10 protein-coding genes are annotated in these 14,234 nt (G+C 41.4%); 5 read left to right on the forward strand and 5 right to left on the reverse strand.

Annotated features, from left to right (window positions below; translation table 11 throughout):
* Positions 1-133: 133 nt before the first annotated feature.
* A complete protein-coding gene (locus VB693_RS02555; RefSeq protein WP_323264925.1) occupies positions 134-772 on the reverse strand; it encodes a Uma2 family endonuclease in 639 nt (212 codons plus the stop codon).
* A 108-nt stretch (positions 773-880) separates the two neighbouring features.
* On the opposite strand from VB693_RS02555, the gene VB693_RS02560 reads away from it, so the two are divergent.
* Complete coding sequence (locus VB693_RS02560; RefSeq protein WP_323264926.1) at positions 881-1,783, forward strand: alpha/beta fold hydrolase; 903 nt, start codon at positions 881-883, stop codon at positions 1,781-1,783.
* Positions 1,784-2,010: 227 nt separating this feature from the next.
* Positions 2,011-3,018, forward strand: coding sequence for a serine/threonine-protein kinase (locus VB693_RS02565; RefSeq protein WP_323264927.1), 1,008 nt, complete (start codon positions 2,011-2,013; stop codon positions 3,016-3,018).
* Between the two features lie 99 nt (positions 3,019-3,117).
* Here VB693_RS02565 and rimM read toward each other — a convergent pair whose 3' ends face one another.
* On the reverse strand, positions 3,118-3,771 hold the full coding sequence (gene rimM / locus VB693_RS02570; protein ID WP_323264928.1) for a ribosome maturation factor RimM: 654 nt from the start codon (positions 3,769-3,771) through the stop codon (positions 3,118-3,120).
* Positions 3,772-3,904: 133 nt separating this feature from the next.
* Positions 3,905-5,188, reverse strand: a complete 1,284-nt coding sequence (locus VB693_RS02575) for a valine--pyruvate transaminase (RefSeq protein ID WP_323264929.1) — start codon at positions 5,186-5,188, stop codon at positions 3,905-3,907.
* A gap of 446 nt (positions 5,189-5,634) precedes the next feature.
* Between VB693_RS02575 and VB693_RS02580 the strand changes: the two genes are divergently transcribed.
* Positions 5,635-6,744: an S-(hydroxymethyl)glutathione dehydrogenase/class III alcohol dehydrogenase gene (locus VB693_RS02580; protein WP_323264930.1), complete on the forward strand. Its 1,110-nt coding sequence runs from the start codon at positions 5,635-5,637 to the stop codon at positions 6,742-6,744.
* A 13-nt stretch (positions 6,745-6,757) separates the two neighbouring features.
* Here the strand turns inward: VB693_RS02580 and VB693_RS02585 are convergent, their stop codons facing one another.
* Entirely contained in the window at positions 6,758-7,429 is a 672-nt protein-coding gene (locus VB693_RS02585) for a rhomboid family intramembrane serine protease (protein WP_323264931.1), read from the reverse strand.
* Between the two features lie 420 nt (positions 7,430-7,849).
* On the opposite strand from VB693_RS02585, the gene VB693_RS02590 reads away from it, so the two are divergent.
* A complete protein-coding gene (locus VB693_RS02590; protein WP_323264932.1) occupies positions 7,850-8,239 on the forward strand; it encodes a sugar ABC transporter permease in 390 nt (129 codons plus the stop codon).
* A gap of 1 nt (position 8,240) precedes the next feature.
* On the forward strand, positions 8,241-10,376 hold the full coding sequence (locus tag VB693_RS02595; protein WP_323264933.1) for a caspase, EACC1-associated type: 2,136 nt from the start codon (positions 8,241-8,243) through the stop codon (positions 10,374-10,376).
* A 399-nt stretch (positions 10,377-10,775) separates the two neighbouring features.
* Here VB693_RS02595 and VB693_RS02600 read toward each other — a convergent pair whose 3' ends face one another.
* On the reverse strand, positions 10,776-13,889 hold the full coding sequence (locus VB693_RS02600) for a plasmid replication protein, CyRepA1 family (RefSeq protein ID WP_323264934.1): 3,114 nt from the start codon (positions 13,887-13,889) through the stop codon (positions 10,776-10,778).
* Positions 13,890-14,234: the final 345 nt, after the last annotated feature.

Consider the following 14,234-nt stretch of genomic DNA (forward strand, 5'->3'; position numbering starts at 1 on the left):
TCGTTCCTTTATCTATTAATCCCTGTGTGAAGATAAAACTAACATTTCGAGCAACTTTAGTACAATATTTCGTCAATTTGTAGCTTTTTTAAGCGCAGAACTCTTATGTCCTTTTGGCTGTCACCTGTGTTTTTTAAAGTGTTTGCGCTAGAAATATATCGAACTCGGTCAAAGTCTGGCTCACACCAACTTCTTTAGCTCGCTGCATAAACAGTGGAATAGTCTCTATCACTGTGATACCAGGAAAAGTTTGACTTGTCTGAGATTCAACATACTTATCTTGTTGCAGTAGGTAGATTTTTAAGTGGCTATTTTTGTATATCCACAGTTCTGGTACTTTCAACGCTTCATAAGCATCAAGTTCTGTTTTAGAGGTCAAGTCAGTTTCTAATGCTAAATCTGGTGGGGGATCTACAGTCAAATCCAGTCGAGTTTTACCGATAACAGCTCTGTAGTTTTCGATATAGAAGCATTCGTCAGGCTCAATACCTGCTGTCATACTCTGACTTTTAAAAGTAGTAGAGCCAAGGGGTTCCCATGAGCGTTTTTGAAATTTGAGCAGGGCTTTTACTAAGTCTGCAAGTAAAACTTTTGACCTTTCATGCTCAGGTAGAGGGGCCATGATTTCTAAAATCTGATTAGCATAAGCGATTCGAGATGAGCGCGATTCTCCTAACTTAGCAAGAATCTGTTCAAACTCTCCCCAAGCAACAGGCTCTAAAGTAACTTTTTGACCTGGTTCTAACCGCAGACTAATAGCAGTTGCTGGCATAGGGATTTCCAAATAAAAAAGTATCTCAGTCTAAAAATAACATTTTGATGAGAATGCTAGGAGGTGAGAGGATTTACTATATATAACAATAGTATAGGAATCTTCATAATGACTTTAACGACCCAGCAGCTAGTAACCACGGCGAATTTTGAAAAACTGGTTTGGACTTGGCGCAATCACAAAATTCGATATACGGTCATGGGTACTGGACAACCGTTGGTACTTGTGCATGGCTTTGGTGCTTCCATTGGACATTGGCGTAAGAATATCCCAGTTTTAGCGAGTGCTGGCTACCAAGTTTTTGCTGTGGATCTTTTGGGGTTTGGTGGTTCGGATAAAGCTCTAATTGATTACAGTACAGCAGTTTGGGTAGAACTCTTAAAAGATTTTTGGACAGATCATATTCAACAACCGGCCGTATTTATTGGTAATTCTATCGGCGCACTTTTAAGTTTGATAGTTTTGGTAGAACATCCAGAGATTGCGGCTGGGGGTGTGTTAATTAACTCGGCTGGTGGGTTGAGTCATCGTCCCCACGAATTGAACCCACCCTTAAGAATTATCATGTCAGCTTTTAATCGAGTTGTGCGATCGCCAATTACAGGTAAATTTGTATTTAACCGCATTCGCCAAAAATCTCAAATTCGGCGCACACTGTACCAAGTTTACCGCGATCGCACAGCCGTTACTGATGAATTAGTTGATTTACTTTATACTCCATCTTGCGATCCAGGCGCACAGCAGGTATTTGCCTCTATCCTTACAGCACCACCAGGCCCAACACCAGAGGAACTCTTACCCAAAATAGAACGTCCTCTATTAGTGATTTGGGGTGCTGACGACCCTTGGACACCAATTACTGGGGTGAAGATTTACGAAACCGCCCTGGCAAATGGCAAGGATATTAAAATCGTGCCTATTCCTGGTGCTGGTCATTGCCCCCATGATGAAGTCCCAGATGTTGTCAATACCCAGATTGTTGACTGGCTAACGCGGGAAGCAGAGGGGTAGGAGAGCAGGGGCGCAGAGGAGCAGAGTAGAAAAAACTAATGACTAATAAATCTTGACTCAGCACGCTGCTCACGCCCCGCTACCACTAACACCACTCACTACTCATTACTCATTACTCATTACTCATTACTCAGCACTCCATAAGGGCAGAATGGCAGATAACAATCTGGGTGAGAATTTATAATTTGTTAATTGCACTTGACAAAATTCAACTCAGGTGGTGTTTAATGGAGCTTGATGTGCGTAATCAAGGGAAAATCCCCTTAATTCAACATCCAGATTTTTCTGCTTTGGGTTATGAAGTTATCCGAGAATTGGGACGCAACCAGCAAGGGGGACGCATTACTTATCTTGCTGGTGTCCGTAACTTCAAACAACAGGTAGTAATTAAAGAGTTTAGTCTCTCCCATGCAGGTGCAGACTGGCTGGGCATAACAGCTTACGAGCGAGAAGTGCAAATCCTGCAAACACTGAATCATCCCCGCATCCCGCGTTATATAGATTCTTTTACCACATCCAAAGGTTTTTACATAGTACAGGAGTACAAAAACGCTCCTTCCTTGGGTTCAGTAAAGAGATGGCATCCAGAAGCAATTAAGCAAATAGCGGTATCACTTTTAGAAATTTTGGTGTATTTACAGCACCGAGTTGATCCAATTATTCATCGGGATATTAAACCAGAAAATATTTTAGTTGATGAGCAACTAAATACCTACCTAGTAGATTTTGATTTGGCGCACATACAAGGTGAAAAAATGGCTCTGAGTAGCTTGGCAAGTGGAACTCCTGGTTTTATGCCACCAGAGGAACACTTAGGTCAAACTCTGACTCCAGCTTCAGACTTGTATAGTTTAGGCTCAACACTGATTTATCTACTGGCCAAAACTCATGCTGTCAATATTAGTAAGTTATTTGACGGTAACTACCGCTTTGATTTCCAGCAATTTCCAGCAGTTAATCCCTGTTTTGTGTGTTGGTTAAGGCGAATGGTAGAACCTAAATGGCAATATCGCTACCCCAATGCTGCTGCTGCATTAGCTGCACTACGACCCATTCAGGTTACTGGTGCTACTAGTATGCTAGAAAATGCGATCGCATCCCTGAGATTAAGAAGACACACTTCCATACTAGGACTAGTAATGATTGGGTTATTGGCAGTAGCCGGAATTACATTGGTCATCTCACAACAGGATAGTGCAGCCCAGCAGGTGCAGAAGGTGACAGGGGATAGGTGACAGGTGACAGGGGAGCGGGGGAGCAGGGGGAGCAGGGGGAGCAGGGGAAGCAGGGGAAGAAAAATACAATGCTCTAGAAGTTTTTGAATTTTTAATTGATTAAGTCGCCAGTTCCAATAAACCGACAGGGGGGGTAATTTCAATCCGACGAGCTGGTAAATCTACCACAGGTGCGATCGCTTTGACAAAGGGAATTAACAGTGTCTTGGGTTTTTCCTCGCTAGTTGGGGACTTTTGTAACTGTACCTCTAGCAAATCATTTCCAGCCGGAATCACATTAACTACTGTACCCAGCAGTTCCCCAGAGGCTTGCAGAAATACCTCTACGCCAATTAAATCGATGACATGATATTCATCTTCTCCTAATTGGGGGCGATCGCTAGCCGGTACAAATAATCTACAATCGCGTAATTCTTCAGCCTCGTTACGACTTTCTACACCAGCCAATTGGATAACGTATAAGTTTTTCCCTTCTATATAACGTCCTGTTAACAATTCGATGGGTTGCGGTTCTATCTCGCCTGGATGCAATAACCATCGTGTTCCTGATTCCTGAAACCGCTCAGGAAAGTCAGTTTCAGGATAAACCCGCAACTCTCCACCTAAGCCTTGTGGGGCAACGATTTTCCCAATTTCTATCCAATCATCAAGGTTGGGGGATTGGGGACTGGGGACTGGGGACTGGGGATTGGGTTTTTGCTTCTTCCCTGCTTTCCGCCTTCCTTTCTTTTCTTTTGTTTGTTCTTGGTTCATTACCATTAACTCAACTAGTACAGCACAGCGTAAATGAACATACCATGTTAAATGGGTCAACCAATCTTTGACGCACTATTAGTCAAGCACCGTAGACATCACAAAGTAACTCTTAATTACGAACTACGAATTACTACGCGCTAACAGCCGTACTTTGATACACTTTTTCGGCTACTTTGGCTAAAAGTTGCATCGCCAAGGCTATCTCTTCATTCCTACCCGTGAGGCTAATACGTAAACATTGCTGTTTGTGTGGCCATTCTTCTTGTAAACCAGGGAAAAATGTACTACCAGGAACGACAATTACACCGACTTTTTTGAGTTCTTGATAAAATTCCCAATCGGTAATCGGTAAATCTTTTAACCACAACCAAGCAAAAATAGCTCCCTCGCCACGATGTAAGAACCAAGGTAAATCCTTGGACATGGAGGTATTTAAGGTATCTTCCAAAACGGTAAATTTGTTTTGGTAAAAGGGACGAATGACGCTTTCAGAAATTTGTGCCAGACTACCGGATTCAATAGCACGAGCTGCGATCGCCTGTCCATAGCGTGACGGATGAATACACAAGTTTGTCTGGAAGCATTCCAAAACGTGTATCCATTTTTCATCCCCAATGGCAATGCCGATGCGTTCCCCTGGTAATCCAGCTTTAGATAAACTCATGCAGTGGATGATATTGTCGCCAAAAACTGGCTGCATCTCTGTAAAGTTTAATGCTGGGAATGGTGGTGCATAGGCGGAGTCAATCAACACAGGTACATCATAAGAGGCGGCTAAAGCAGCAATTTTCTTCACCTCATCTTCTGTCATGACGTTACCTGTGGGATTACAGGGACGAGAAAAGATGATACAACCGGTGTTTTCTGTCACCGATAATTGGCTGAAATCAGGGCGATATTTAAACTGGTGGTTGGGTGCGTCTATATCGAGAGTAGGCTTGTAAGCTAGTAAAGCTTCAGGAAACAAACATACACCGCCATAACCCGTATAATCTGGACTCAGGGGTAAGACGATTTGCTTGAGTTGCCCATCGCTAGTGTAGCCACCAAAAGAATTAGCTGCGTAGAAGTAGAGGCTTTGACTACCGGGGGTGAGTAAAATATTGCGCTCAGTTAAGTTTAAACCGTAGCGTTTGTTAAAGTCATTAGCGATCGCTTCAACTAATGGTGCATAGCCTTGACTAGAACCATAACGACAAACCACTTCTCCATATTCTGAACTAGCTAGTAATTCTACTGTGTAGTCCCGCCACAACTGTTCTACCTCTGGTAAAATCAACGGGTTGCCTGCACTCAAATTAATTAATTCCTGCCCTCGACTAGCTTTTAACGTTTCGTTAATGTCCTTCATGATCGCTCGTACACCTGTAAGGTTGGACATTTGAGAGCCAATTTTCGTTAGGGCAGGGTTCATACGCTTTACAAAATTAATAGATAACTGAGGGGATAAAAATTCAATCAGGCAGATATAGCGGTTTGCAGTTGAGTCTAATACAGACCTAACCCCCAACCCCTTCCCTACATTCGCGCAGCGTGTCGAAGACAGGGAAGGGGAGTAAGACTCAAAGCCTCTCTCCTACAAGGAGAGAGGTTTGGAGAGAGTTTAGAGTGTATAGCATACAAACAAGAAGTGCTATGGATTATGATTTTCCAAGTTTACTACCTCTAACTAATGTACCAATCTCTCCGCAAAATGCAATTTCATAGTTAATTCACGTATAGACTATGAAAAATCTCGCTACCACCCTAAGATATAAATTCAGATCATCAAGAATTGCTTCAACTTACCCGTGTTTCCCTTGAGGATAACGGCTAGTATTGGCTTTTTTTGAATTTTGAATTTTTTAGGAGGGTAGACTCGTGGAAGTTAAAGCAGCAGTGGCTTATAGCGCGGGTCAGCCTTTAACTATTGAAACTGTACAACTTGAAGGGCCGCAAGCCGGGGAAGTTTTAGTTGAAATTAAAGCCAGTGGCGTTTGTCACACCGATGCTTATACCCTGTCTGGGATTGATCCTGAAGGTTTATTTCCCGCCATTTTAGGACATGAAGGGGCTGGAGTAGTGGTAGAAGTGGGTGCTGGTGTGACTAGTGTCAAGCCAGGAGATCATGTAATTCCCCTTTACACTCCAGAATGTCGCCAATGTCCATATTGTCTCAGCTTTAAAACTAACCTCTGCCAAGCAATTCGCCTGACTCAATCTCGTGGTGTCATGCCCGGTGGTACTAGTCGCTTTAGTATTGATGGGAAGATGATTCATCACTACATGGGTACTTCTACCTTTGCTAACTATACGGTGCTGCCAGAAATCGCCGTAGCTAAAATTCGGGAAGATGCCCCTTTTGACAAGGTTTGTTACATCGGTTGTGGAGTAACAACAGGTATTGGTGCAGTTATTTATACAGCCAAGGTAGAACCAGGGGCTAATGTAGTAGTCTTTGGCTTAGGAGGTATTGGCTTAAATGTCATCCAAGGGGCGCGGATGGTGGGGGCGAATATGATTGTCGGGGTAGATATTAACCCCAGCAAGCGGGCTTTAGCAGAAAAATTTGGGATGACGCATTTTGTCAACCCCCAAGAAGTGGAGGGGGATTTAGTTAGTTACTTAGTTGATTTAACTAAAGGTGGTGCTGATTACAGCTTTGAGTGCATTGGGAACGTCAAAGTCATGCGTCAAGCCTTAGAATGCTGTCACAAGGGTTGGGGCGTGAGTGTAGTTATTGGTGTGGCTGGTGCGGGTGAGGAAATTAGTACCCGTCCGTTTCAACTGGTGACTGGGCGCGTGTGGAAAGGTTCAGCCTTCGGTGGTGCAAGAGGGCGTACAGATGTACCAAAAATCGTTGATTGGTATATGGATGGCAAGATAAATATTGACGATTTAATTACTCACGTTATGCCTATTGAGCAAATTAATGATGCCTTTGATTTAATGCACAAAGGGGAGTCAATTCGTAGTGTGGTGACATTTTAGTTTACTCAATTGCTTAATCGCGTTTGAATACTCCAAATAAAGGTGAAAGGATCATGCCAAATACAAAACCACCAATATGCGCCCAATAAGCTACTCCCCCTGTTTCAACACTCATATTCGCAGAAGCCCCTAGACTAGCCAATCCAGAGATCACATTTTGAATAAAGAAAACTCCAATCAATATCATTGCCGGAATGCTAATTGTAGTGACAAAAAAACCTAAGAAAATTAAGGTAGTTACTCTAGCCTGGGGAAAGCGGATCAAATATGCACCTAGTACCCCCGAAATTGCACCACTAGCTCCTAAAGAGGGGATAGTGGAGTACATACCAATAAACCACTGACACGCAGCAGCTAAAGCACCACACGCCAAATAAAAAATTAGGTATTTCAGATGACCCAAACGGTCTTCAATATTATTACCAAATACCCAAAGAAAGACCATATTTGAAATTAAGTGCCACCAACCACCGTGTAAAAATTGGGAAGTAAATAAAGTCGTCCACTCAACAGCTAAATTAGTGGTTAGCTGTTGAGGTACTACTGCATATTGATCAAAAAATAAATTCAACTGGGCATTAGACAAACTCACTTCATGAAGAAACACTAAAACGTTCATCCCAATTAAACCGTAAGTGAAATACGGGGTGATTCGCGTCGGGTTGTCGTCGTAGAGGGGAAACACAGGTGTTTTTCCTAATAGTTGATAATTGCAATATAACTTGAATTAAGAGTCTAGGTATGACCACACTATCAAAACCACCAATTCCAGAAAAACATTTATGTAATTAATCACACAAAAAATCAAATATGATTATATTTGCATGGCGATCGCCATGTAAATATAAAATTTTCACTATCAAAAACAGACTTCCAGATAAAAAATATTCCCACTGTAGGGTGCGTCAGTATAAATAATTGCTTGTGTAGTTAGGTTTGAGCGCACTGAGGCACCCGACTAAGCTATCGAGAGCCTGACATAAGCCTCACTCAAATCATGTGTCTGCGGTTCATTTCTCCGTCAAAACCCTCGGATATTAACTAAACTTGCCCAACAACCGATACAATCGTTTAGAAAGAATATAGTTATATTTAAGCGATTTATATGGTAACAACTAACTTGCAAGTAGCGATCGCACTCACTGAACTAGACTTAGATGATGAGGATTTGCAAGCAGAAGTACAAAACTTGCTCCCCCAGTTACAAGAAGTGGACGGGGTAGAAGATGCAGATTTAGTCCCTGTCGAAAATGCACCCCCGAACACCAAAGCGTTAGGCGGCTTTTTGTTGGGGTTGTTGAAGGCAGAAGTTAACCCCGCTAATATCAAAAATCTGTTTACATTTTTGGGCGATAGGTTTGGCAACAAACCCATTAAGCTGGTAGTCAAAGCCCCTGATGGTAGAGAACTCAACCTAGAAGCCGCCAGTCGGGAAGAATTTGAGTTTGCTTATCAAAAAGCCCAAGAATTTCTCAACAACACATCAAACAGCTAAAATGGCGAGGATAGCACTACTAATCGGCATTAGTGAATATGAGCCGGGATTAGCACCGCTACCCAACGCTGTCAACGATGTGGAGGCGATGCGGCGAGTTTTGCTAAATCCCGACATGGGCTGTTTTGCACAGGAATATGTGACTGTGCTGAAAAATCCTCCACGGCAGGACATGGAAAGGGCAATTTATAATTTGTATGGTAATCGTCAGAAAGATGATTTGGTGATTTTCTACTTTTCTGGTCATGGTGTGACAGTAGAAAATGGGGAATTTTACTTTTCGACTCGCCAAACTGAAAAACAAAACAATAAATTGCTCCCATTCACCGCCGTAGCTGGAAAAAATGTACATGAATGGATGAACCAGAGCAAATCTAAGCGACAAGTAGTAATTTTAGATTGCTGCTTTAGTGGTGCTTTTGCTAAGGGTTTGACAGCTAAAGATAGTGGAACAATTAACCTAGAACAACACTTAGGCGGTGAGGGTAGAGCAATTCTCACGGCTTCTACTTCTACACAATATGCGTTTAACTCCGATGATTTAGACTTGTCGATTTACACCCATTATCTAGTAGAAGGAATTGAGAAAGGTGCAGCCGACAAAGACGGTGATGGTTTGATTGCGGTAGATGAATTGCATGATTATGTGAAAAGCAAAGTGCAAGAAGCAGCTCCCGCCATGACACCTGAGTTTTATCCTGCGAAAGAGGGTTATCGGCTTGTGTTGGCGAAATCACCCAAGGATGATCCTCATCTGAAATATCGCAAGGAAGTAGAGAAAATTGCTCTTGAAGATGAAGGAGAAATTTCTGGAGTTAAACGGATATCGTTGAATGTGTTGCGGAATAACTGGGGATTATCTGTTGATGAGGCTAATTTAATTGAGTTTGAGGTTCTCGAACCTTATCGAAAACGCCAGGAAAAATTGCAAACTTATGAACAAGCCTTATCTGAAATCAGACAATATCCACTCAGAGAAAAAGACCGCAAGGATTTAAAATACTTACAAAATATCTTAAATCTTCGGGATGAAGATGTCGAACCAATAGAAGAACGAGTATTTGCCCCAAAAGAAGCCGAATATCAACGACAGCAAGCTGAAAGACTCCGCCAGGAACAAGAAAGAGCCGAATATCAACGACAGCAAGCTGAAAGACTCCGCCAAGAACAAGAAAAACAGCAAGCTGAATTACGAAAACAACAAAAAAGGGAATCTACTAAACCAAATTCTCCCCCAGGTATTCAAACTCGGACTTTTGAATTTGAAACAGCTAGTATCACTGTCAAATCCGGGTTTTTGGGAATGGGGAAAAGCTGTGAAATTCAACGCAGTCGGGGACGTGCGGAGTTTTTTGAAGAAGATTTGGGTAATAGGGTACTTTTAGAGATGGTGTCCATTCCTATTGGTCAATTTCTCATGGGTTCGCCAAAGGATGAGTTAGAACGAACGGACGATGAAAGTCCACAGCACAACGTCACGATTCAACCCTTTTTCATGGGGAAATTTCCTGTCACCCAAGGGCAATGGGCAACCGTCGCCGCTTTTGATAAAGTTAATATTGATTTAAATCCCGACCCATCTAATTTTAAAGGTGCTAATCGTCCTGTAGAGCGTGTTTCTTGGGATGATACTGTTGAATTTTGTGCGAGGTTATCAAAGAAGACTGGAAAAATCTATCGCTTACCCAGTGAAGCCGAATGGGAATATGCTTGCCGTGCCGGAACAACTACACCGTTTTACTTTGGTGAAACAATTACCACAGATTTAGCAAATTACAATGGCAATTACACCTATGGTACTGCTCCCAAGGGTGAATATCGTGAACAAACAGGTGAATATCGTGAACAAACAACAGAAGTAGGAAAATTTCCTGCCAACCCCTTTGGTTTATTTGATATGTGTGGTAATATATGGGAATGGTGTCAGGATGAGTGGCACGAAAATTATAATGATGCACCGACCGATGGAAGTGTTTGGCTAGGTGATAACGGCAACCAGAAGAGGCTGCTGCGCGGTGGCTCGTGGAACGTCATTCCTGGATATTGCCGTTCGGCGTCTCGCCTCTGTGTTACGCGTGTCAGCAGTTACTCCTATCTGGGTTTTCGGGTTGTGGTTGTGCCGGGTAGGGACTTTTAGCACTTTACACTTTTGCCCTTTGCTCTTTTTTCTTTACCCTTCTTACTGTCTCGCCCTAGGCGCGATCAAATTTTTTTGTGATCTTAGGATGAATGATTTACCTATAACTTAATTTCAGGCAGTTTCTTAGAACTATAGTAGTACGCCACCACAAATAATGATAGGTCGTAGATCCCCGACTTTTTAAAAAAGTTGGGGATCTGAACACACACAACTTGTCAAAATCAATTGGGTGGAGCGATCGCTTAGGCGTAAGTAGTGCGTTAAATGTAGGTTGGGTTAAGCGCAGCGCAACTCAACATTGATCTCGGAAACTTAATCTAGATGTTGGTGTTGGGTTTCCTTGCGTCAACCCAACTTACAGTTGAATTGCAACATTTTAGGCTTGATTACTTCACACTAACTACAGAAGTTACTGACTGTTTGTTTTTGTGTCGTAGTGACAAAGCTATCTGTAGGCTGATCGCTACGATTTTTCATATGAGATAATATCAACTCATCTCGTTGATGCCAAACTGCAAATATTTGCTCTCTGCCATCATTAAAAGTATTTATGTCAATTTGATAAAAATCATCGCTGCGTTTTAATTTCAAGCCTAACAAATTCAACAAGCGACTGAGGATTTTTATCCCTGTAGAGTTATTCCTACTTCTGTTAAAGTCAATACCCAGCACTCTTTTAATATGCTTACTATGTTGAAATACAATATCTTTCAACCAGATTAGATTAGGGTCATCTTCTATAAATTTTTGTTCTGGCTCAAGAAACTGTAACATCCCCAAGGCTCTCATTACCTCAATTTTTATGGTGTAGGTTTTTAAATCTGGTAGAAAAACTTTACCTCCACCCAAAAATAATTGTTGATGCCATTCTTGTTGGTCTCTAATGTGAAAATACTCACTTTCATGGGTGAGATAATAGTGAATTAATAATTGCGAATAGTACCCTTGATCATCTCGCAATTTCAGCAGTGGCGTGACTGGTATTCCGTATCTTAGCTTGAGATGATATTTTTGAATTTGATGGCGTTCTACATCTGTAAGGGAATGTTGGGCAGATAATTGATCATGTTCGACATAATCAATATCTTTAGCATTGGCAACATTCAGTGCGGCTGCTAATTGATTTTTTTGTTTAATCTGCCTAATTTGGCGTTTAATTTCCTTACCTTTTTGACGCTTATCTGTCCACTCTTTTTGGACTTTAACAATTTCTAAAACTAATCTTTTCCGAGTTGCTAAATCCTGCGAGTCAGTTGCTAAAAACGCTAATCGTAAATCTCTCACAATATTATTGTGAATAGCATTACTCCTCACTCTGATTTGATGCCCATCATTAGTTAATCCCTCTTGCATTGATTGACGATACAGACGGATAGAAGCATTTACTCTGGCTGATAATTTAGCCCAAGTCCGCAAATGTACAGGGTCATAAACTAAGGGCAAATCTACATCTATTTTATGCAAGGGACTAAGCAAGGCGAGATTTTCTTTTTGATTTTCCTGATACCAGTTAGACAATAAACGATAATTGGTACTACCACTACCAATCAAGCCAATTCCGCGTTTAGCACACCAAACAACTCGCGGAATATCATCGCGGACTCTGGCTAATGCTTGTCGTGCTTCTGAATCAGGAATTACTCCTTGAAAGATGCCATATACTTTATCAAAGTGTTGGACATCAATACTAATACCTGTACCCAAACTAGGAGTCACAAATACAGTTTCGTATTCGGTAATTTTTTGATTAATTGCTGGGACAAAATCAACAGCCGCATGGCCTGGGGTGTTTGTTGTCTGACTATTAACTACTAAAGTTTTGGGAAATTCGTATCGCAGTTTTTCTAAACGTTCTTTTAGGTAACGTTCGATTGTTTCACAACTATAACGTCCAGAACGGCTATCAGTAGTTACATAACATTTCCGTCCTGCTAGTAAATCTAACTCTAACTGTTGAATTAGAGGTATAGGATTAGGAGAATCATAAAATTTTACATCCCAACCTCGTTGGGGTTTCCATTTATTGACTAATACCCAAGGTGCAATTTTACATCCTGACAAACTTTGCAAATACTCTAAAGATACATCTGATAAATCCGCATCTTGGGCAATTACTAAGCCCCCAGTGGATAAAACAGTAGAAATTAATTGCTGGAATAATTTTAAAATTATGACGCGCTTATTTTTACAAGTGCTGCTATTGAGGAGATGCCATAAAGATTGCTCTACTTCATCTAAAATGATAATTCCTCCCCGCCAATCATCTGGGTTCAGCTTCCAAATTGAATCAATACATAAACCGACGGATTGAATATTATTTAATGATGTATGAGTTGGGGTCAAATAATCGGTATTATTTGTGAGTTTTTCAGGATTATTCAAACCCCATTGAATACCAATTTTCTCACATAAAAATCTTCCTAATTGAATGCGGTGTGTGATTAATAATACAGGCTGATTCTTAGTTTTCGCTTGTTTGACAACAGTTTGTAGCCCTGTGGTTTTACCTGTACCTTTGGCTGATTTGACTCCTACTAATCCAGAGGTAGGGAAAGCAATTTCACCTAAGTAGGGACGGTTGACACTCAAGTTAGCAGGAATAGTTAAATCGGTATGGGGCTTAATTTCAGCTAGATAAATTTCTAAATCAACACTATGGCGATAAACTTTTTCAAAAGCGATCGCACCTTTGGCGATGATCAAATCGTCCACACCTTTCTCTAATCCTGGCAGGGCAATGACTTTTACAGGACATTTCTGTTCTTGAAACAAACAACCAATTTGGGTAATCGCATTGCTGACAGCAGCCACTTTTTGGTGTTGAGTTTCAAAATCAAAACAGATGTAAACAGTTCGTTGCATCTGGGCAAATACAGCTAAATCAGGGATTAATTGGCGGTTGATAACTTTCCCAAATTTATCTTTGACAACCCGATAACCACTAGTAATTCCCGGAACGGCAATGGCTGCATAGCCTTGTGTCAAGAGGGTGGCAGCTTTTTTCGCCCCTTCACAGATAATGATAGGTATTTGATTTTCTATTACCCATTGCCAAAAACCTACAGCTTCTCCTTGTTCGTTGATGCTGATTAGCTTAGGCGCAGCAATGTTGTAACGCTGGGAAACTTGCTGCCAGATATCCAGTGTTACCCGCAGACAAAATATTCTTGTGGGGGTGCTGGGGGGATGTTCGTATTTGATTGACTTGCCATTTTGATTGGTGCGCGGTTGGTTGGGCTTAAAGCAACCCCATTCCATTGGTTGCCAATGATTGAGAGGATCGAGGCCAGAACACCACCAACCGCCAGCCGTAGCATGACTGTAGCGTTGTAACCAGCCACTTGTGACCATTCCTGTGTTCGTGCGGGGTAGATGTTCGGAAATTAATAGATATTCATAGGCTGCTGCGCCTTGAAGAGACTTAAAGTTAAGTTGGGTTAAGTCTAAATTGATACCACTACGCTTGACTAATTCTTCAAGATGTTGTGGGTGTAAGTCTGGCAGATACATGGGGCAACCGAGAACGGAATGAGGATGGATTTAAAACTTAGCACGCCTTTACTGTTTTTTTTCTGGCAAAAATTCTCAGTATTATATGCTATTTTTATTACTTCGTTGCCCGAAATACATCGGTAACTAACACACTGAGTCATTTTGTGAGAATGTGCGGCTGAAGTAATAAGCCTGTATTGTATATTTATTGACTACTAATTTTTATTTTTCAGTATATTTTTTATTCTGCTTGAAGTAGCATACACTTCTGAGCTTTGTCAATCAAACTTTGTCAAGATTTTTGGATGAGCGATCGCCTATCGCTATACATATTCTTCGGATACAATAAAATCTACAAAAATA

It is taken from the genome of Anabaena sp. UHCC 0399 (assembly GCF_034931465.1).
GTDB classification, from domain to species: domain Bacteria; phylum Cyanobacteriota; class Cyanobacteriia; order Cyanobacteriales; family Nostocaceae; genus Trichormus; species Trichormus minutissimus.